Annotated in this window: 20 protein-coding genes; 10 read left to right on the top strand and 10 right to left on the bottom strand. The window is 63.0% G+C overall.

All coding sequences use genetic code 11. The features are described 5' to 3' along the window. Positions 1–47 precede the first annotated feature (47 nt). From GOEFS_RS21805 to GOEFS_RS21790, 4 genes are all read right to left on the bottom strand, one after another. Positions 48–443, bottom strand: coding sequence for an MmcQ/YjbR family DNA-binding protein (locus GOEFS_RS21805; protein WP_007320124.1), 396 nt, complete (start codon positions 441–443; stop codon positions 48–50). A gap of 30 nt (positions 444–473) precedes the next feature. Next, a complete protein-coding gene (locus GOEFS_RS21800; protein WP_007320123.1) occupies positions 474–848 on the bottom strand; it encodes a DsrE family protein in 375 nt (124 codons plus the stop codon). Then, the gene (locus GOEFS_RS21795; protein ID WP_007320122.1) at positions 845–1,246 is read right to left on the bottom strand and encodes a nuclear transport factor 2 family protein; all 402 of its coding nucleotides are present in this window, start codon (positions 1,244–1,246) and stop codon (positions 845–847) included. The genes GOEFS_RS21800 and GOEFS_RS21795 overlap by 4 nt, the downstream gene beginning before the upstream one ends. Before the next feature lie 61 nt (positions 1,247–1,307). After that, positions 1,308–2,864, bottom strand: coding sequence for an HD domain-containing phosphohydrolase (locus tag GOEFS_RS21790; RefSeq protein ID WP_245549944.1), 1,557 nt, complete (start codon positions 2,862–2,864; stop codon positions 1,308–1,310). 59 nt (positions 2,865–2,923) lie between these two features. Here GOEFS_RS21790 and ligA point away from each other — a divergent pair, with 59 nt between their 5' ends. Then, positions 2,924–4,972, top strand: a complete 2,049-nt coding sequence (ligA, locus tag GOEFS_RS21785; RefSeq protein WP_007320120.1) for an NAD-dependent DNA ligase LigA — start codon at positions 2,924–2,926, stop codon at positions 4,970–4,972. Here ligA and GOEFS_RS21780 read toward each other — a convergent pair. Beyond that, positions 4,941–5,855, bottom strand: a complete 915-nt coding sequence (locus tag GOEFS_RS21780) for a LysR family transcriptional regulator (RefSeq protein WP_007320119.1) — start codon at positions 5,853–5,855, stop codon at positions 4,941–4,943. The two genes, ligA and GOEFS_RS21780, sit on opposite strands and share 32 nt — an antisense overlap. A gap of 74 nt (positions 5,856–5,929) precedes the next feature. Between GOEFS_RS21780 and GOEFS_RS21775 the strand changes: the two genes are divergently transcribed. Then, positions 5,930–6,691: an SDR family oxidoreductase gene (locus GOEFS_RS21775; protein ID WP_007320118.1), complete on the top strand. Its 762-nt coding sequence runs from the start codon at positions 5,930–5,932 to the stop codon at positions 6,689–6,691. A gap of 44 nt (positions 6,692–6,735) precedes the next feature. Further along, positions 6,736–7,059, top strand: a complete 324-nt coding sequence (locus GOEFS_RS21770; RefSeq protein ID WP_007320117.1) for a nuclear transport factor 2 family protein — start codon at positions 6,736–6,738, stop codon at positions 7,057–7,059. 3 nt (positions 7,060–7,062) lie between these two features. Here GOEFS_RS21770 and GOEFS_RS21765 read toward each other — a convergent pair whose 3' ends face one another. Next, positions 7,063–7,734, bottom strand: a complete 672-nt coding sequence (locus GOEFS_RS21765; RefSeq protein WP_040525944.1) for an ACT domain-containing protein — start codon at positions 7,732–7,734, stop codon at positions 7,063–7,065. A gap of 146 nt (positions 7,735–7,880) precedes the next feature. Here GOEFS_RS21765 and gatC point away from each other — a divergent pair, with 146 nt between their 5' ends. Continuing rightward, positions 7,881–8,201: an Asp-tRNA(Asn)/Glu-tRNA(Gln) amidotransferase subunit GatC gene (gene gatC, locus GOEFS_RS21760; RefSeq protein WP_007320115.1), complete on the top strand. Its 321-nt coding sequence runs from the start codon at positions 7,881–7,883 to the stop codon at positions 8,199–8,201. Then, positions 8,201–9,685 (top strand): Asp-tRNA(Asn)/Glu-tRNA(Gln) amidotransferase subunit GatA, encoded by a 1,485-nt coding sequence (gene gatA / locus GOEFS_RS21755; RefSeq protein ID WP_007320114.1) that lies wholly within the window; start codon positions 8,201–8,203, stop codon positions 9,683–9,685. Before gatC ends, gatA begins: the two co-directional genes overlap by 1 nt. 6 nt (positions 9,686–9,691) lie before the next feature. Here gatA and GOEFS_RS21750 read toward each other — a convergent pair whose 3' ends face one another. Together GOEFS_RS21750 and GOEFS_RS21745 are read right to left on the bottom strand one after the other, a co-directional pair. Next, the gene (locus GOEFS_RS21750; protein ID WP_007320113.1) at positions 9,692–10,855 is read right to left on the bottom strand and encodes an alpha/beta-hydrolase family protein; all 1,164 of its coding nucleotides are present in this window, start codon (positions 10,853–10,855) and stop codon (positions 9,692–9,694) included. Next, entirely contained in the window at positions 10,855–11,463 is a 609-nt protein-coding gene (locus GOEFS_RS21745) for a hypothetical protein (protein WP_245549943.1), read from the bottom strand. The genes GOEFS_RS21750 and GOEFS_RS21745 overlap by 1 nt, the downstream gene beginning before the upstream one ends. Before the next feature lie 166 nt (positions 11,464–11,629). Between GOEFS_RS21745 and GOEFS_RS21740 the strand changes: the two genes are divergently transcribed. The 3 genes from GOEFS_RS21740 to GOEFS_RS21730 all read left to right on the top strand — a co-directional run bounded on the left by GOEFS_RS21740 (position 11,630) and on the right by GOEFS_RS21730 (position 14,844). Next, complete coding sequence (locus tag GOEFS_RS21740) at positions 11,630–13,039, top strand: sensor histidine kinase (protein ID WP_245549942.1); 1,410 nt, start codon at positions 11,630–11,632, stop codon at positions 13,037–13,039. Positions 13,040–13,048: 9 nt separating this feature from the next. Then, positions 13,049–13,693, top strand: coding sequence for a response regulator (locus GOEFS_RS21735; RefSeq protein WP_007320110.1), 645 nt, complete (start codon positions 13,049–13,051; stop codon positions 13,691–13,693). Positions 13,694–13,809: 116 nt separating this feature from the next. After that, positions 13,810–14,844: an ATP-dependent 6-phosphofructokinase gene (locus GOEFS_RS21730; protein WP_007320109.1), complete on the top strand. Its 1,035-nt coding sequence runs from the start codon at positions 13,810–13,812 to the stop codon at positions 14,842–14,844. 135 nt (positions 14,845–14,979) lie between these two features. Here GOEFS_RS21730 and GOEFS_RS22995 read toward each other — a convergent pair whose 3' ends face one another. After that, positions 14,980–15,315, bottom strand: a complete 336-nt coding sequence (locus GOEFS_RS22995; protein WP_007320108.1) for a PspC domain-containing protein — start codon at positions 15,313–15,315, stop codon at positions 14,980–14,982. A gap of 172 nt (positions 15,316–15,487) precedes the next feature. On the opposite strand from GOEFS_RS22995, the gene gatB reads away from it, so the two are divergent. Then, the gene (gene gatB / locus GOEFS_RS21720; RefSeq protein WP_007320107.1) at positions 15,488–16,999 is read left to right on the top strand and encodes an Asp-tRNA(Asn)/Glu-tRNA(Gln) amidotransferase subunit GatB; all 1,512 of its coding nucleotides are present in this window, start codon (positions 15,488–15,490) and stop codon (positions 16,997–16,999) included. A gap of 72 nt (positions 17,000–17,071) precedes the next feature. Here the strand turns inward: gatB and GOEFS_RS21715 are convergent, their stop codons facing one another. Further along, positions 17,072–18,208 (bottom strand): PQQ-dependent sugar dehydrogenase, encoded by a 1,137-nt coding sequence (locus GOEFS_RS21715; protein ID WP_373278238.1) that lies wholly within the window; start codon positions 18,206–18,208, stop codon positions 17,072–17,074. Positions 18,209–18,377: 169 nt separating this feature from the next. Between GOEFS_RS21715 and GOEFS_RS22695 the strand changes: the two genes are divergently transcribed. Continuing rightward, positions 18,378–19,192, top strand: an 815-nt coding sequence (locus GOEFS_RS22695) for a DoxX family protein (protein ID WP_138918109.1), incomplete at its 3' end; no start/stop codon positions are given.

Below are 19,192 nucleotides of genomic sequence, written 5' to 3'. Positions count from 1 at the left end.
TCGTCTGTGCTGATACTGCGATCACACACCATGACGTAGCGGCAAGGTCAAGTCGGCTGTTGCCCCTCCAATTTCGCCACCGACTTCTTCGGCGCGATCTGTCGATAGCTGGCGTCGAGCAGTTCGCCGACTTCGGTCCAGTCGGTGTCCTCGTCCAGGATCAGTCCGACCCAGCCGTAGGCCCCGACGTAGGCGGGTAGATAGAATCGCGAATCTGCCAGTAGCGCTTCACGTTCGGCGGGGTCGGCGATGAACAGGATCGACTGATCGTGCCGGATCTTGCTGCCTTTTTCGCCGCCGCCGTAGTTGCCGAACATCTTGCCGCAGCGGAATGTCGGGCGGCCGTGCGCGACAACTTCGGTGGCGTCGGGGAAAGCAAGTGCGACCGTTCGAATCTTTGCCAGAACGGGATCGTCGTCGTCGAACATGATCGGGTGTGGCATAGGGCTGAGCCTAGTGCCTGCGCACGCGGTTCAGTAGCTGAATGTCGCGACCGGTTCGGTGCCGATCCACTCCCAGAGTTGCACGGTGCCACCGAGTTCGGCGTTGTCGAGCGCCGCGTCGGCGCCTAATCCTTTGGCGTTGAAGCAGATTGGACAGATGAGAAAACGTCCACCTGCGGCGGCGAATCGAGCGAACAGGTCGGGAAGTGGCGGGCAGCCTTCGCATGCGGTGCCGACGGCGGTGCCAGCGATTGCCAACCGCACCGCTTCTTTGGTGAGGAAGATCAGTGTCGAGCGTCCCTGCTCGGCCGCGCCGACGGCGACGAGCATTGCGACAGTGACCTTTTCGGGATCCTCCAAACCGGTCGTGAGGCTGATCGCAGCTTTGGCGAGTGACGCGTTCATGCGACTGTCTCCTGCCAGCCCGAGCACACCAGATCAATCGATGTGATGGCGTCGTCGACGGTGAGGTAGGCGTGCTGCTCTGCGGTCAACGGTGCGGCATCGGGCGAATCGGGTGTGCGCCGGACCGTCCAGTGAGCGTGAACGCGCGTACCGACCATGCCTGTCGAATGTCCGAGAACGTCGAAACGGCGACCGCCGCCAAACCACTGTTCGAACTGTGCGACGACTGCCGGTGCGCCGGTCAACTCGAATGGTCCAGGAGGAACGAGTGCGCGGAATCGTATGTCGGCCTTCAGTATTGAGCCGAGTGCGGCGAAGTCTCGGGTTGTCACGGCGGATACGAAGCGGTCAGGTAGGTCAGCGGTGGTTGATGGTCTGAGGGTTGTTGAAGTAGTCATGCATCTAGTTGTACGAGGATCGCCGGCATCGATCATCGGGTATTCACCCGATCTTCGACGCTTACTCCGCGGCGTCTATGAGACCGTGTCGCATCGCGAACATCGCGGCCGCCCCACGAGTGCTGACGCCGATCTTGGTGTAGATGTGCTCGACGTGACTCCCGACCGTGCGCCGGGTGATATGCAGTTGTTCGGCGATGTCCCGGTTCGATGATCCGCGCACCAGGAGTACGAGGACTTGAACCTCGCGATCGGTCAGCCCGGCAACGAGTGCGACGCGACGCGGAACTCGATGCCCGGCGGCCGCCAACACCGCTCGTGCCGCCCGTTCGTCGAACTTTCCCTCAATGACTTGCTGCCGCAGTATCGTCGCGCGCTCGGACTTGGGCACCGCGGCGCGATGTGGTCGCGCCTGCGCCATCGTTTGATACCAGTCCGCGACGGCGAGTATGCGCGCCGACATCGGCAATGCGGCGCCGGACAGTCCGCGCGGATATCCCGATCCGTCGATACGTTCGTGAACCATGCCGGCGAGTGCGCCAAGCTCGGCCAGCGAATGCTGGCGGCGCAGAATGCTTTCGGTCAGATAGGGGACCGACCTGATCCGTTCGGTATCCCCGGCGCTGAGCGGTCCCGTCTTATTCCAGATCCCCGTCGACACGCCCGTCCGGCCAAGGTGGGCGACGAGCGCGGCATTGCGAATCTGACGGCAGTCGGTCTCGGGCAGTCCTGCCGCCGACGCCGCGCTGAACGCGAGTTCGGCGGTGGCGCGGGAGTGCCCGGTGAACCATGCGGACTTCAGGTCGGCGTAGTCGCCGAAGACGAGCAGCGCGTCATCGAATTGCGCTGGAGTTAAAGGGGTTTCGATGTCCCGAGCCAGACGTGAGACCGTCTCGGCAGCGTCGATGCGATCGAGGTCGCCAAATATGTCGGGTGCGGCCGCGATCATGAGGTCGACCAGTTCAGGGTCGAACTCGGTGCCACGCCTGCGACGAAGCATCTCGGTGGCCGCGTCAACCCCGCCCTGAGCGTGGAGTACCTCGGCGTCGTCGGCGATCTGAACCGCGCGTACCACCGGATCGATATCAGCGCCCGCGACGTCACCCGGGGTGCCTCGCCCGTCCCAACGTTCGAATACCTGGGTCAGAGACTGCCTGACGTGTGATGACAGGGACAGGCGATCGGCGATGTCGCCGGTTGTTTGGCAGTGTGTGACAAAGGAATTGGCGCCGTCGGCGAATCCGCTCGCCAGTACTCGGCCCACCATCGTCACACCCTGTAGGGGTGGCCGTCCGCGCATCACCTGCGCGAACATGAACCGCATCATTTCCAAGCCGGCCTTGTCGATGAGGTAGCTCTCCGAGCGGATGCGCAGATCGTCGCCGAATGAGCGCGATAATTCGTGGGAATCGGAGATACATCCCACCCAGGCGAGTAACGAGACATAGAAGACGGCGGTTTGTTGCTCGGCGGAGAACCCGGCCAGTGTGCCTAGGCGGCGGGCGATCAGCGTTTGGCGCAAGACGTGCTCTTGCGACAGGCCCAGACCAAGGTCGGTGGCGATCGAGAGGGCAGCGACCAATTCGGCCATTCGAGGCATGTCCGCCGACTCGTTCACGCGTTAAGCGTATGACGACCCGGGCTCGGATGTCGTAGGACTGCGTTAGGCTTTGCGACGTGGCAGAGGTGAGCGCGCAGGCGCGTGAAGAGTGGTCCAAACTGGCCGACGAGGTCCGTGACCACCAGTTTCGCTATTACGTGAAGGACGCGCCGGTGATCACCGACGGTGAGTTCGACACGCTACTGCGCCGACTCCAAGCACTCGAAGACGCCAATCCCGGTCTGGCAAGCGCTGATTCGCCGACCAAGTTGGTCGGCGGCGGGTTCTCCACGGCCTTTACCTCCGTCGATCACCTCGAGCGAATGATGTCCCTGGACAACGTCTTCGACGAGGAAGAAATGCGGGCCTGGATCAGCAGAACCCAGGCGGCCGCGGGATCATCGGTCGAATTCCTCTGTGAACTCAAGATCGATGGCGTGGCACTAAATCTCGTCTACGAAAATGGTGTGCTGATTCGCGGCGCGACTCGAGGTGATGGCCGGACCGGTGAAGACGTCACGCTCAACGCCCGGACGATTGACGACATCCCACATCGACTCGCCCCGAGCGACACCTATCCGGTGCCAGCGGTTCTCGAAGTTCGTGGGGAGGTGTTCTTTCGGCTGGAAGACTTCGAAGCGTTGAACGCGTCGCTGGTCGCCGACGGTAAGGCGCCCTTCGCCAACCCGCGTAACTCGGCGGCGGGCTCGCTGCGCCAAAAGAATCCCCAGATAACCGCCAAACGCCGCCTCGGCATGATCTGTCACGGCATCGGGCATACCGAGGGTTGGCGTCCGGAGTCGTTGCACGACGCCTACCTGGCGCTCGGCGATTGGGGTCTTCCGGTCTCCACGCATACGTCCAAAGCCGTTGGTGCCGAACAGATTCTGGAGAAGATCGCCTACTGGGGCGAGCATCGCCACGACGTTGAGCATGAGATCGACGGCCTGGTCGTCAAGGTCGACGACGTCACCGCGCAGCGTCGCCTCGGATCGACATCGCGCGCGCCCCGCTGGGCCATCGCCTACAAGTACCCGCCGGAAGAGGCAACCACCAAGCTGCTCGACATCAAGGTTGGCGTCGGGCGGACCGGCCGCGTTACCCCGTTCGCCTTTATGGAGCCCGTGCTCGTCGCCGGATCGACGGTCTCCCGGGCGACGCTGCACAACGCGTCCGAAGTCGTGCGGAAGGGCGTTTTGATCGGCGACACCGTGACCATCCGCAAGGCGGGCGATGTGATTCCCGAGGTTCTCGGACCGGTGGTCGAGCTGCGGGATGGCTCCGAACGTGCCTTCGAGATGCCAACGCGCTGCCCAGAATGCCACACCGAATTGCGTCCGGAGAAGGAGAGCGACGCGGACATCCGGTGTCCCAACCAGGAGACGTGCCCCGCACAACTGCGGGAGCGGCTATTTCACCTTGCCGGACGCGGCTCCTTCGACATCGAAGCCCTCGGTTACGAGGCTGCCACAGCATTGCTATCCGGCGGCGTGATCACCAACGAGGGCGACCTGTTCTCGCTGACTGTGGACGACTTGGCCAAGACCGAGCTTTTCACTACGAAGGCCGGCGCGCTTTCGGCAAATGGTGAACGGCTGTTGGCAAACCTCAACGGCGCCAAGAACGTTCCGTTGTGGCGAGTCCTCGTCGGTCTCTCGATACGGCATGTGGGGCCAACGGCTGCCCGCGGGCTGGCAACCGAATTTGGCTCACTGGAGGCCATCGCGTCGGCCGATGAGGAGCGTCTGGCAGCGACCGATGGTGTCGGCCCCACTCTGGCCAAGAGTGTGATTGATTGGTTCGCTGTCGATTGGCATCGCGAGATTGTCGAAAAGTGGCGTGCGGCAGGCGTTTCGATGGTCGACGAACGCGATCAGTCGATCGAGCGAACTCTCGAAGGTAAGACGATCGTGGTTACCGGTTCACTCGTCGACTTCTCCCGTGACGGCGCCAAGGAGGCGATCTTGGTGCGTGGCGGAAAAGCATCGGGCTCGGTGTCGAAGAAGACCGACTATGTGGTCGTGGGCGATTCGCCGGGAAGCAAGGCAGAGAAGGCGGAATCCCTGGGCGTACCTGTCCTCGACGAGGATGCCTTCAAACGTCTGTTGGAGACCGGTTCTCCGTAGTCGACTGTGCCGCCAATAGGATGCTGCGCGCCTTCGAGACGGTATGCGGTAGCCAGAGACCCTGTACCGGTACGAGTGGCGGCGAGGAGAAGTCGATGACTCGGACGTCGCCGGACATCGCCGGGCCGGCATCGTCGGTCACGAACGCGCAGGCCTGCGGGTGATAGATCACCGCGCTCGTGGGAGGCGCGCCCTGAACACGGCTGATGATAAGCATTGGATCGAAACCCGCACGGCGGCAATGAGATACCAGGTAGTCGGTATAAAATGACCGATGCTCCGGCGCCCACACGACGATTGGCCGATCGGCGAGTTCTGCGATATCCACCACGGCCCGCCCGGCCCACTCGTGTGTGGCGTTCACCGCGAGCCGCAGCGGCTGGTAGGTGATGATCGCCGACGCCAGACTCTCCGGCGTCGCCACGCCGCGTCGCAAGACCATATCGACGTCACCGTCGAGCAGCATCGGTTCCAACCGGGATGGATACACCTGACGCAGGGTGACCGAGACGTCGCCGCATTCCCGTACCACCGGTTCGACAAGTCGGTACGCCTCGTTGCCCGACAGCGCGGGTGAATGGCCGACCCGGAACTCTTCGGGTCGTTCCTGGGCGACCCGACGTACGGCGGTGACCATGTGATCGGCGCCAGACAGAAGTGGCAGCGCATGATCGTAGAGCTCTCGGCCAGCGCGGGTCAGTTCCAGCTTGCGTCGGGAGCGATCGAATAGCGCCACACCGAACTCCCGCTCAAGGCTTCGAATACCGACTGACAACGCTTGCTGGGTAATGAAATTCTGCTCGGCTGCCACCGCCAGCGAAGGTGCGGATGCCGCGGCGACGAATTGTTCGAGCTTGCGGAGGTCGAGTCTGGGTGACGGCATATACAAACCTTAGTTGACTAATGACCAGTTTTTATCGATGGTTGTTTGACTAATCTCGTCATAACGTCGTAACCGTGACTAACACAACGAAACCACTTGCCGGAAAAACAGCCGTCGTAGCAGCGGGCGCCAAGAACCTTGGCGGCCTGATCAGCACCCAACTCGCCGATCTCGGCGCCAACGTCGCGATCCACTACAACAGCGATGCAACGGCCGCCGCCGCGCGTGAGACCTCGGCCGCGGTCGAAGCCGCGGGTGCCAAAGCCATCATCTTTCAGGCCGACTTGACCAAGCCTGCCAACGTGACCGCCCTCTTTGATGCGACGACAGAGGCATTCGGCGGAGTCGACATCGCGATCAACACTGTTGGCAAAGTGCTGCGTAAGCCGATCATCGAGACCACCGAAGACGAATACGATTCGATGTTCGATATCAATGCCAAGGCCGCCTACTTCTTCCTGGCCGAGGCCGGACGCCGGCTTAACGACGATGGCGCGGTAGTCACCATCGTTACCGCGCTACTCGCCGCATTCACCGACGGCTATTCCACCTATGCGGGCGGCAAGAGCCCGGTGGAGCATTTCACCCGCGCGGCGTCGAAAGAGTTTGCGGCACGGGGAATCTCGGTCAACAACGTGGCACCGGGTCCGATGGACACGCCGTTCTTCTACGGTCAGGAGACACCCGAGCGCGTCGAATTCCACAAGTCGCAGGCGATGGGTGGCAGACTGACGTTGATCACCGATATCGCGCCGATCGTGACCTTCCTGGTGACCGAAGGCCAGTGGATCACCGGACAGACCCTGTTCGCCAACGGTGGCTACACGACTCGCTGATTAGTCGACCAGACTCAACCAATCTGACTTAGAAAGGCTCTATCGTGACCACACCAATTCCCGCTCCAGTTGCGGCACTGCTCGACGCCACCAACGCCGGTGACCTCGACGGCTTCCTCGACTCCTTCACTCCCGACGGCGTAGTGGATGACTGGGGCCGGGTGTTCGCCGGTCGCGACGCTATCAAGGGCTGGAGCGACAACGAGTACATCGGCAAGAATATGACGCTGGATGTCACGTCCACGACCTCGAGTGGTGACGACGTTGTCGTTGTGGCCACCGTCGGTGGTGACGGTTTCAACGGACCATCGACCTTCACGTTCACCGTCGACGGTGACAAGGTGGCGCGGATGGAGATCCGGGAGTAGTGCTCAGCTCTTGCTTGACAACACCGTCGACACAATGCCGGTGAGATAACCGAGTCGGGCGATCTCCGACGGTCGGAAGTCGGGTCCGCCCATCCGGCCAAGGAGCAGCGCCTTTCGGCCGTCGCCCAGCGGGGCGGCGGCCATTCGGGTATCCATGTCACGCCACGGCTCAGGAACCCACGCGGCATCGGAATCGAGCTGCACAGGCCGCGCCAACGGGAGCCAATCCGCCTGTGCAAGATGCGTTTCCGGCGATCCGGAGCTACCGAATAATTGAACGACGCCGGTTGGTCCGGCGGTGAGCACCGTTGCCCACGACACGCGCAGCACGCGCGGGGCCTCGTCAACGAGTACCTGCAGGCGTTTGGTGGCCGCTGCGGTGGCTACGTGGTCGACCAACTCCAACTCGCGATGGGTGTCGAGCACACCGTCGTAGGGGCGGATGGAATCCACCCGAACGCCGGTGACATTTTCTGCTGCCGTGATCAACGCATCAGGTAGCGAACCCGGTGACAGGTCTACGACGATGTCGTCGACGGCATATCCCTCGCCTCGTTCGACGACCTCCAAGGAGGCGATGTCTGCGCCGACCGAGCCCAGTGCGACGGCGAGCATGCCGAGACTACCGGGCCGATCTTCGAGATATACGCGCAGGAGAAAAGCCACGTGAGGCATTGTCTCACCGCGCGTGGTTGTCCGCTCACCCGAGGGCGGTGGGCGGTCTGGCTGCGCGATCGGCAGGCCTGTGACTGGGCGAGCCCGTGCCGCCGATAGGCTGATAGGCAAGGACTTGCATCAACGTAAAGGGGACGATCGCCAAGATGTCCGCAGACTCCCAAGGCGCGAAGCCGACCATTTCGCGTGACGAGGTGGCCCACCTGGCCAAATTGTCGCGGTTGGCGCTGAGTGACGACGAACTCGATCACTATGCGACACAACTAGATTCGATCCTCGCTCACGTGGCCCAGGTAGCGGAGGTAGCCGCGGACGACGTTCCGCCGACTGCCCACCCGGTGCCGTTGGCCAATGTGCTGCGTCCCGACGTTGTCGCACCATCGTTGACCCCGGAGCAGGCGCTTTCCGGCGCCCCCGCCGTCGAGCAAGATCGATTCGCCGTTCCGCAGATCCTTGGGGAGGAATAGTGGCAGACCCACGCAGTAGCAACGAGATCACCGGTCTGACGGCGGCTGAGCTGGCGGACAAGATCGCTGCCCGCGAGCTGTCGTCGGTCGAGGTTACGCAGGCCCACCTGGATCGGATCGCTGAGATCGATGACTCGCTTGGCGCATTCCTGCATGTCAGCGGGGCGGAAGCACTTGTGGCCGCGAAGGCCGCCGACGACTCCATCGCAGGTGGCGAGCCGGCGTCCGCGCTAGCCGGCGTGCCGATCGCGCTCAAAGATGTCTTCACCACCACCGACGCGCCAACCACCTGTGGATCGAAAATCCTTGAAGGATGGGTCCCGCCCTACGACGCCGCGGTCACCGAGCGGCTTCGGGCCGCCGGTCTGCCGATCCTCGGCAAGACCAATATGGACGAGTTCGCTATGGGATCGTCGACAGAGAATTCGGCCTATCAGGTGACCCGCAATCCCTGGGACACCGACCGTATTCCCGGTGGTTCCGGCGGCGGTAGCGCCGCGGCACTGGCGTCATATCAGGCACCACTGGCGATCGGCACCGACACGGGCGGATCTATTCGGCAGCCGGCCGCTGTCACCGCGACCGTCGGCGTGAAGCCGACCTATGGCACGGTCTCGCGTTTCGGTCTGGTCGCGTGTGCGTCGTCGTTGGACCAAGGTGGCCCGTGCGGGCGAACGGTGCTCGACACCGCATTGCTGCACGAAGTCATCGCGGGACATGATCCGCGTGACTCGACGTCGGTCGACGCGCCGGTGCCCAACCTGGTCGCGGCCGCGAAAGCTGGTGCCACACAGGACCTTTCCGGTGTAAAGGTGGGGGTCGTCAAAGAGCTGCAGGGTGAGGGATATCAAGCCGGCGTGCTCGATTCGTTCAACGCCGCGGTCGCGACGCTGACCGAGCGGGGCGCCGAAGTGGTCGAGGTCTCGTGTCCGCACTTTTCCTATGCGCTCGGCGCCTACTACTTGATCCTGCCGTCGGAGGTGTCGAGTAACCTCGCTCGCTTCGACGCGATGCGGTACGGCCTACGTGTCGGCGATGACGGTTCGCATAGCGCCGATGAGGTAATGGCGCTGACTCGCGAGGCTGGATTCGGACCGGAAGTCAAGCGCCGCATCATGATTGGCACGTACGCACTGTCGTCCGGCTATTACGACGCCTACTACGGTCAGGCGCAGAAGGTCCGTACGCTCATCGCGCGCGACTTCGCCAGCGCTTACGAGCAGGTCGACGTCCTGGTGTCGCCGACCACTCCGACTACCGCCTTCAAACTTGGCGAGAAGGTCGACGATCCGCTGGCCATGTATCTCTTCGATCTATGCACCCTGCCGGTGAATTTGGCTGGGGTAGCTGCGATGTCGGTGCCGTCGGGCCTGTCCGACGACGGACTTCCAGTCGGCTTGCAGATCATGGCTCCAGCGTTGGCCGACGATCGACTGTACCGAGTGGGCGCTGCCTACGAGGCGGCCCGCGGGCCAGTGGGGTAGTACGCGTCACCGGGTACCGGTCGCTTGCTCTACCCCGTACCGATGTCCGTCTCCGGCGGGAACGTTCAGTGCGCCAAGCAGATCCACTGACGTCTGAATAAAACTGACCACCGGGAGCCACGGAACGTGATGGCCCCGACGTCCGATGACCTGGGTATCGTCGGTCATCCGCGCCGGCCGCCACAGCAAGGTCGGCGACCAGCGAGGTACTGGATCGGAGGCATTCGCCAGTACTGTGCGACCAGTCGCACGAAATGGCACCGAATCGCCCGGTACGCCGACCTCGATCGTCTGCGCCACCTCGACGCCGTGTTCGGAAGCCCACACTCGGGCGGCATCGGCGCCGATCGCCCCTAGACTTTGCCCGTACAGCACCAGCTTTGGCCGGTGTGCGCGCTCGATATTGTGCATAGCCGCATCAACTTCGGCGACGAGCGCGATAGCGGCGCGGCCAGCGGCATCGCGGTCGGAAACGAACGCACGCCACGATGAGACCGCGGCGTACTGCAATCCCAGGATCGGGAGATCCTTACCGAACCTCATCCGGAATCCGTTAACCGCGCTGGTGTCGATCCAACCAGAGCCGGTGGGCACCGCGATCACGACGGCGCTCCGGGTCAGTCCACCGTCGGCGACCCAGTTGGCGACGACATCGCGCGCACGCTGCTCGATCGATCGGTCCGAGTCCAACGATCCGTACAAGGCCGCCACGTCCGGAGTATTCGTCCCCTGAGGCTGTGCGGCGGCAAGGCCGGGCGACACATAGCCGACGACGACCGTTCCGATGAGTGCGAGGGCCCACGCGACCAGACGTGGCCACAATGCGATTACCGCGAAAACCGCCGCCGCCGGCAATCCGGCTACGAACGCCCAGTCCGGTCCGGCGCCGGCGACATCCAGCGCGTCGCGTAGCGAGTGCTGCCACCAAGCGGCACCCGCAGCGAGCATTCCGAACGATCCGGCGACGATCCCCAGCGCCCACCGCCGGGCCCGGGCCGAGCCGCCTCCGACGAACCGGGCCACCAGCAGACCGGCGAAGGTGCCAAGTCCCACGCACACCGCGACGAGGACGCCCGCGACCAATGCGCCGCGTGGCAGCTGCCCCGGGTAGAAACCGATAGCCGCACCCGCCAGCGCACCGAGCGAGGCGCTGACTGCAGGGGCGCGCATTACCGTTGTCCCAGAAGGGATTCGATGCCGCGCTGACCAAGCCCGACGACGATGTCGAATGTGGTTTCACCGCTCGCGGGTGCGCCGTCGTGCTGGCGCCAGGTATTGAGTCCCAGCGCGGCCTGCGCGACACTCGCCGACGCCGTACACGTCGGATCAGTGCAGCTAACGGTCATCCGATCGATCAGCATGGAGTCGAGAGCCGTGCGCGCCCAGCCGCCGAGTGGATGTCCCGAACGGTCCGCGTAGCGAAGTAGGTCATAGCCCAAGTCGTGGGTGCGGCACAGTGGTTCAAAGCGAGCCGGCAGCGGGACCGGCGACGAGCACGAACCAGACGGATTGGCCGGAAATCGTCCGTCGGCCATCTGCTCGACGATGGGCCGGTAGCCCATCGTCGTCGCGAATGACGGCGGCAGATGAGTGAGTGCGCTCGCCGGGTCGGAGCCGACCAGCGCGGCAACTGTAGCGGCGGCGGCTGGGTCTTCGGCGCGCGGTGGCGCCGAGGAATGAGCGGTGCCGGGAGCAGCCAGCGCAAGTATCGCGACCGATCCCATAGCCAGCGTGAAGATGGTCTGTTGCAGCAACTTTCGTAGCCGTGTTGAAGTCATGACAAGGACGCTATGAGCGCCGGTCGCCGTCGGACATCGGACCAGAGAGCCGACCACACCTGGCTTCTTGGTGCGACGTGGCGCCGGCGAGTCGACCTTGCGGGGGAGAAGAATCTCGCTCAGAAGTATGACGACACGGCGTGCGTCGACGCCTACGGTTGCAGGCATGGGTAAAAAAACTGCGATGCTGCGGCGGGGCCGGCGAAACGTCGTTCGGCTCGGTCGTGCGGCCGCGCATAACGTGTCCGACCTGCCCGCACTGCAGGATCCGGCTATTCACGCGTACCTATCGCGATCGACCAATGTGTTCTTTCTGGTTGTTGCGCTCATCATGTGGTCCGTCGCCTGGCCGACGCTGCCCGTGACCCACGACGTATTCGCCTATCTGCTTCCAGTGCTTTCCGGTGGCGCGGTTCTTCCGGTGGCGCTCGCGTGGGCCAGTCCGACGATTGGGTGGGGTATCTCGGTAGTTACCGCTGTGGTGATGACGCTGTTCGTCCCGACGGTCAACGGCTGGCCGTGGTCGATTCAGGTCACTCATATCATCGCGTTGCTGGTGCTAACCGCGATGACGTGCCTACGTGGCCCAATCAGACAGATTCCGTTAGTAGCGGCATGCACGATGGTCTTGCTGTGGTTCGCCGCGCCGCCTGATCAACGCGGCGGTTGGATCTTTGCCATCGGGTTCATCGCCGTGGTTTCGGCATTGCTGCGGTACCTATTCCAGTCGCGGCGACTGCTAGCCGAACGTACCGAAGAAACCGAACTGGCGCAATCACAGCAGGCCGTTCTGCGTGAGCGCGCCCGGATTGCCCGAGATCTGCATGATGTTGTGGCACACCGGATGTCGACGGTGGTGGTGATGGCGCAAACCGCGCAATACCGGCTACCGGAGGAGCTTGGACCGCTGACGATCGCCGAATTCGACGGCATTGCCGTCGCGGCCCGTGAGTCGCTTGACGAGGTACGTCAGTTGCTTGGTGTGTTGCGATTGGACAACGGTGCACTGGCAGCGCCGAATCCCGGTATGGCAGAGATTGATTCACTGATTTCGGCCACCCGCGGCGCCGGTGTGGCAGTCACGTTCACCGACACCACCGACCACACACAGATCGGGGAGTCGTCGGCCTTGGTGATTTATCGCATTGTGCAGGAATCATTGGCCAATGCGACCCGGCATGCACCCGGTGCTCAGGTCATCGTCGCGCTGGTGGGAACGCCCGATGCGACGGTACTGACGGTCGTGAATTCGGTCCCGATCACCGAATCGCTCGACGCCGGCGGTAGCGGCGTCGGACTCCTTGGCATGGACGAGCGTGCGAAGAGCGTTGGGGGACAAGTGGATACCGGTCCGACATCCGACGGCGGATTCGCGGTGCACGCGGTGATCCCGAATCGTCCGGGGGTGCGGGAGCCGGTTGTGATCGAACCGCCGACGACTGACGCGAACCAATCGACGTCGGAGGCCGGTGATCGGGTAGACCTATCGAAACCTGTTGATAGTGAAGAAGTTTCATCGCAACCAGCAGCGTCGGAGGATGAAACCGTCCCGGCCGACGGTGCTACTTCGGGATAGACTGCTGCGGTGTCGATTACGGTAGTCGTCGCTGACGACCAGGCGATGGTGCGCGCCGGATTCTCCGCACTGCTCGCCGCAAGCTCGGATATCTCCGTGCTCGGTGATGCCGACGACGGCGTCGCGGCGGTCGAGATCGTCGGTCGATTGAAGCCCGACGTGGTGCTGATGGATGTGCGTATGCCGCGCAAAGACGGTTTGTGGGCCGCTGAACAAATCATCGCTAGCGGGTCATCGACAAAGGTGTTGATGCTGACCACTTTCGACATCGATGACTACGTCTACGAGGCACTGCGAATCGGGGCGTCGGGTTTCATGCTGAAAGACGCCCCCGCCGAGGAACTGACCCGCGCGGTGCGGGTTGTCGCGGACGGGGATGCGCTACTCGCGCCGTCGATCACCAAGCGCCTGATCGCCGAACTAACCGCGACGCGACGTCGCCCGGTGCGCAGCCGTGCCGCCGACGGTCTCACCCCTCGTGAGCGCGAAGTGCTCGATCTGGTTGCTGACGGTAAGTCGAACGGTGAGATCGCGGGAGAGTTGTTCGTCTCGGAGCAGACGGTGAAGACCCACGTGTCGAGCGTCTTGGGAAAGCTTGGATTGCGCGACCGTGCCCAGGCTGTGGTGTTCGCGTACGAGAATGGGCTGAAATAGTGTTCGGTTGATCCTGTAGAGCCAGCGGGCGCTGATCCAGACAGCGCGCGGGAGCGTCGTCAGCACACTACATTTGAGGCGGTGTCCGTCGAACTCTCAGGCCCGAAAGGTGACATATGGCAAAGCGGCTCGGCATCCTCACGTCCGGCGGTGACTGTCCAGGGCTCAACGCGGTGATTCGGGGTGCGGTCCTCAAAGGCGAGACCGTGCACGGCCAGGAGTTCGTCGGGTTCCTCGACGGGTGGAAGGGCCTCATCGAAGGCAACGCCATCACGCTCGACCGCCGTTCGGTGCGTGGCCTGTCCAGCCAGGGCGGCACGATAATAAGGACTAGCCGCGTCGGTCCGTACCGCGAGCCCGACGGCGGCGCGGAGAACATCAAGAAGCGGATGAAGCAGCTGGGTATCGACGGAATAATCGCTATCGGCGGTGAAGGTACCGCGAGCGCGTCGAAGAGGCTGTTCGAGGACGGCGTGAATATCGTCGGGGTGCCTAAGACGATCGACAACGACCTCGCCGCAACCGATTACACCTTCGGCTTCTCCACTGCCGTTGAGATAGCCACTGAGGCGATCGACCGTCTGCGCACCACAGGCAATTCCCACAAGCGCTGCATGGTGCTTGAGGTCATGGGCCGGCACGCGGGGTGGATCGCACTGTTCTCCGGTATTGCCGGTGGTGCGCACGCGATCCTGATTCCTGAACAGCCGGAGACCATCGAACAGATCTCCGAGTGGGTCCGCAGCGTCGTGCACCGTGGTCGAGCACCGATGGTCGTCGTCGCCGAGGGTTTCAAGTTTCCGGATATGGACGAGGCGCACTCCACCAAGGGACTCGACGGATTTAATCGTCCCCGACTCGGCGGCATCGGCGAAGTACTGGCGCCGTTGATCGAGGAGCACACTGGAATCGAAACGCGCTCAACAGTTTTGGGACATATTCAACGTGGCGGTGCGCCGTCGGCATTCGATCGGGTGCTGGCGACTCGGCTGGGCATGGCCGTCACCGACCTGATCGCCGACGGTGGCTGGGGCCAGATGGTCGCGCTGCACGGGACGAATATCGCACGCGTAGATTTTGCGGAGGCGCTGGCCGACCTGAAGACGGTGCCACCAGAGAGCTACGCGGACTACCGGCAATTGTTCGGCTAGCCCTGAAAACCGCACCGTCTGCCCCCTCCGAGGGCATGTTGCCCTCGGATAGGCGATACGGTGCGGTTTTCGGGGGCCGACGAAACACGAGCGACGTCCACGCTCGGTTTCGTCGGCGGATCAAGGTAGCCGACGTCAGGCCGGCGGGAAGGTGGTCGGATTGTCTTTGCTGAAGTCGACGGTGGTGGTTTGGCCAGCTCCGATTACAGGGACGGGGGCCACCGGTTCTTGCGGGATGATGATCCACAACGCCAGATAGACGAGGACCTGAGGTCCGGGGAGCAGGATCGAGACAACGAACGCGATGCGAACAAGTGTTGTGTCCCAACCGAAGTACTTTGCCAGGCCAGCGCACACGCCGCCGAGCCAATTGTCGCCGCGCGAGCGGTACAGCTTGCGTGGGGCGTCGACGATCGGCGGGGAGGTCGATGCCGGGCCCTGCGAGCCGGTCGGGAAGGCGTCAGCGGTCATGGTGTACTCCTCAGTCGATTCTTTCCTGCGTTGTGGATCCCACGGTATTGCCGACGCCCGGGTTGGCGCATCGGTGAAGTCCCCCAACCGCGCCTGAGATTCCGCCAGGCTGTGTTGGCCGACGGTAAGGGCGGCGCCCAGTCTTGCTCAGTCGCCGCATAAACTGATCAGCATGACTGCGGCGACAACCGATTCACTGCTCGACTACGACGACGTCATCGCGTCATACGACCCGGTGCTGGGTATGGAAGTACACGTCGAGCTTGGTACGGCGACCAAGATGTTCTGCGGCTGCCCGACGACATTCGGTGCTGAACCCAATACCCAAGTGTGCCCAGTGTGTATCGGTCTACCGGGGTCGCTGCCGGTGGTCAATGCCAAGGCCATCGAGTCAGCCATCCGCATCGGACTGGCGTTGAACTGTTCGATCCGCCCGTCGTCGCTGTTCGCGCGCAAGAACTATTTCTACCCCGACCAGCCGAAGAACTATCAGATCAGTCAGTACGACGACCCCATCGCCTACGACGGGTACCTCGACGTGGTGCTACCCGATGGCACGCCGTGGCGGGTGGAGATCGAACGCGCCCATATGGAAGAGGACACCGGCAAGTCGCTGCATATCGGCGGGACCGGTCGTATCCACGGCGCCAGTCATTCGCTACTCGACTACAACCGTGCGGGCGTGCCGCTGGTCGAGATCGTCACCCGGCCCATCGAAGGTACCGGTGAGCGCGCACCCGAGGTAGCTCGCGCCTATGTGACCGCGCTGCGCGATTTGCTCAAGGCACTCGACGTATCCGACGTCAGGATGGATCAGGGATCTTTGCGCTGCGACGCCAACGTCTCGCTGAAACCAACGGGTGCAACGGAATTCGGTACCCGCACCGAGACTAAGAACGTCAACTCGCTCAAGAGCGTCGAGGTGGCCGTTCGCTACGAGATGCGGCGGCAGGCCGCGGTCTTGCGTGACGGCGGTGAGGTGATCCAGGAGACCCGGCATTTCGCAGAGGCCGACGGCACTACCTCGGCTGGCCGGCGCAAAGAGACCGCCGAAGACTACCGGTACTTCCCGGAACCGGATCTTCCTCCGGTACAACCGGATTCGGCCTGGGTCGAAGAACTGTCGAAGACTCTTCCGGAGCTGCCGTGGGTGCGCCGCGCCCGCATTCAGGCTGAGTGGGGTGTCTCCGACGAGGTGATGCGCGACCTCGTCAACGTCGGCGCGATCGACCTCATCATCGAGACGACCGAGGCGGGTGCACCCGCCGAGGCCGCGCGCAGTTGGTGGGTGTCTTTCCTTGCGCAGCAGGCGAATACGCGAGAAACCGAATTAGCTGATCTGCCCATCACCCCGGCGCAGGTCGCCAAAGTGATCGCACTGGTCACCGAGGGCAAACTCACCAACAAGCTGGCTCAACAAGTCGTCGTCGGAGTACTCGACGGTGACGGCGAGCCCGAGCAGATCGTGGCCGACCGCGGCCTCGAAGTGGTGCGCGATGATTCCGCGCTGCAGAAGGCCGTCGACGACGCATTGGCCGCTAACCCCGACATCGCCGACAAGATCCGCTCCGGCAAGGTCGCGGCGGCCGGCAAGATCGTCGGCGACGTTATGAAAGCGACTAGGGGACAAGCTGATCCGGCGCGGGTGAAAGAGCTCGTGCTGGCCAGTGTCGGCGTCGAGTAGGTAGGCGAGTAAGGCTCCTACTGGCCGCGCACCCAATCTGGTTGCGGGCGACCGCACAGGTATGCGTCGTACCTAGTCCCGCTCATTCAAAGGAGACATAGACGGCATGAACCTGATGACACGTTCGTCGGTACTGACTGCCTTGCCGTATTGCTTGTTGACCGTCGCGAACTGCAGCAGCCCGTTGGGCAAACCGGCGATTCGGCCCAGCGCTCCGTACTGATCCTTCAGCACCACGTTAGGTTTTTGCACCGTCGGCTTGGACGGTGTCGGTTCGATGATCCCCTCGATGTGTTTGGTGCGAGTGGTCGTGACGTAGATGGCGTTGCCAGCTACCGCGCAACCAGCGATCTGTGGTTTGTCGGGCCAGGTCCAGATAGGTTTGAGACCCGACTTGCTATACACCGACAGCCGGTCTTCGATGGCTGTTCGATCGGCGATGTAGAGACTCGAGGTGGTCGCGCTGGCGCACAGCGACACATTCGATCCGAGCCCGGAAGCCAGGATTTTGGGCCGCGCGTTTCCGCCCGACGTCAACGAGGTGATCGACAAGAGTTTGCCGGCCAGCGATCCTGGATCGGTTGCCGCCGCGGGGTTGCCAGTATTGCCGGTGGCAACGATCAACTCGTTGGCCGAGTTGAAGAACATCGCGCCCATATTGCCCATAGGCCCCTTGGGGATACCGACGAGGATTGGTTTGGCGACATCACCCGGCGCTATCCGCACAACTCGGTTGTCGGTGGGAGTGGTGATCAAGGCGTAGAGCAGACGGTCCTGTTCGTAGGTTGGCGACTGTGCGAAAGCGATTAGCCCGCCGTCGCCGGAACCGTCGACGTCGAAACTCGCCACGACTTTGTGTTCGCTATATCGCTTGGCGGTGATGATCTTGCCGGTGGTCCGCTCGGCGACGACGGTGGTTGCTCCCTGCGCATCGCCCGGAACCAGATCGCCGGTGGATGCCAGACAGGTGGTGATGACATTGGGATCAGGGTCGACGCACGGACCGGGTGGGGGCGGCGACTCGGTTTCGGTTGACTGCGGAGGAACAGTTGTCGTCTGGGGAGCGCCCTTCGGCTCCGAGCTAAAGGCGCCAGCCTGGGCCTGTTTGTCCTGCTCGGTGAAATTTGTACAGCCGGTAGCGACCAGCAACGCAGTCATCATCACCGAGAACAGCACAATGCGATAACCGCGCGAACGACCGCTTTTCATGGACACCACAGTAGGGGATGGACGCGGTGATACCGCGTGAGGAGCGTGTCTGGCCGACCATTACTGGCCTAGTTTGGACCGACGATCGATGTAAGTGGCATCGAATTGTGATCCGGCGTCGGTGAGTGGTTCCGGCATTTTTGTCGGCTACCTCTTAAAGTTGATCTACGTGAGCAAGCGAAACGAACGGACGGACTCGGACTCCGAACTGGCGTCGAGTCCCTATGACGAACCGACGTCGGAGTTTTCTGTCCCGTCGGGGATGCGCCGGGTCGAGGACCTTGATGACATCGACCCGACTGAGCTGGCCACCACGCCGCTGGTAGTGCCCAGCAAGAGCAAATTGGACCGACGTCCGGTGGGTGCCGAACGCGGCGCCGACGACGCCGACAGCCTCGATGCGGCCGACGACCTGGTGTCCCGTGAGCCGACGGCGCGAGTAACCAAGCGAGCACATCCGCGTACCCCGACGCCGATCACCGAACTGGGCGGGGAGCCTCCTTTGCCGCTAACCAGGCCGCTAGACGATGACGACTCGCTCACGCAGCCGGTTAACTTCGACGATGCGGACGACGAGCCAGACACAGTCGCATTGCCCGCTGACTCGACGACTAAATCCAAGCGAGTCGACGATGCGGTCGATGATCGTAACGTCGAGACCCGTCGCGGCACTCTCGATAGCGGACTTCTGTTGTTGCGGGTGGCCGTCGGTCTCATCGCATTAGCGCATGGCACGCAAAAACTGTTCGGCTGGTGGAGTGGTCCGGGGCTGAGCGGATTCGAAACCTTCTTGCTCAATGCCGACAACCCGGCGATCGGTTTCGCTCCCCAGGCAGCTCATACCCTCTCGATCGTCGGGCCGATCATCGAAACCGGTGCCGGCGCGCTGCTGGTACTGGGCCTGCTCACGCCGTTGGCGGCATCGGGCCTCCTCGGCACGATGATCATCGCCGCCACCTACAAAGTGGCGTTGCACGGCAGTTT

The sequence above is a fragment of the Gordonia effusa NBRC 100432 genome, assembly GCF_000241305.1.
GTDB classification, from domain to species: Bacteria; Actinomycetota; Actinomycetes; order Mycobacteriales; family Mycobacteriaceae; genus Gordonia; species Gordonia effusa.
This window is presented reverse-complemented; position numbering and strand designations above follow the sequence as displayed.

Coding starts and splice junctions, on each gene's coding strand:
- GOEFS_RS21740 (WP_245549942.1), top strand. CDS start 11,630: ATGGGTAAAAAAACTGCGATGCTGCGGCGGGGCCGGCGAAACGTCGTT.
- GOEFS_RS21765 (WP_040525944.1), bottom strand. CDS start 7,734: ATGCCTCACGTGGCTTTTCTCCTGCGCGTATATCTCGAAGATCGGCCC.
- gatB (WP_007320107.1), top strand. CDS start 15,488: ATGACTGCGGCGACAACCGATTCACTGCTCGACTACGACGACGTCATC.
- GOEFS_RS22995 (WP_007320108.1), bottom strand. CDS start 15,315: ATGACCGCTGACGCCTTCCCGACCGGCTCGCAGGGCCCGGCATCGACC.
- GOEFS_RS21745 (WP_245549943.1), bottom strand. CDS start 11,463: ATGACTTCAACACGGCTACGAAAGTTGCTGCAACAGACCATCTTCACG.
- GOEFS_RS21730 (WP_007320109.1), top strand. CDS start 13,810: ATGGCAAAGCGGCTCGGCATCCTCACGTCCGGCGGTGACTGTCCAGGG.
- GOEFS_RS21780 (WP_007320119.1), bottom strand. CDS start 5,855: ATGCCGTCACCCAGACTCGACCTCCGCAAGCTCGAACAATTCGTCGCC.
- GOEFS_RS21715 (WP_373278238.1), bottom strand. CDS start 18,208: ATGAAAAGCGGTCGTTCGCGCGGTTATCGCATTGTGCTGTTCTCGGTG.
- GOEFS_RS21805 (WP_007320124.1), bottom strand. CDS start 443: ATGCCACACCCGATCATGTTCGACGACGACGATCCCGTTCTGGCAAAG.
- GOEFS_RS21800 (WP_007320123.1), bottom strand. CDS start 848: ATGAACGCGTCACTCGCCAAAGCTGCGATCAGCCTCACGACCGGTTTG.
- gatC (WP_007320115.1), top strand. CDS start 7,881: ATGTCCGCAGACTCCCAAGGCGCGAAGCCGACCATTTCGCGTGACGAG.
- GOEFS_RS21795 (WP_007320122.1), bottom strand. CDS start 1,246: ATGACTACTTCAACAACCCTCAGACCATCAACCACCGCTGACCTACCT.
- GOEFS_RS21750 (WP_007320113.1), bottom strand. CDS start 10,855: ATGCGCGCCCCTGCAGTCAGCGCCTCGCTCGGTGCGCTGGCGGGTGCG.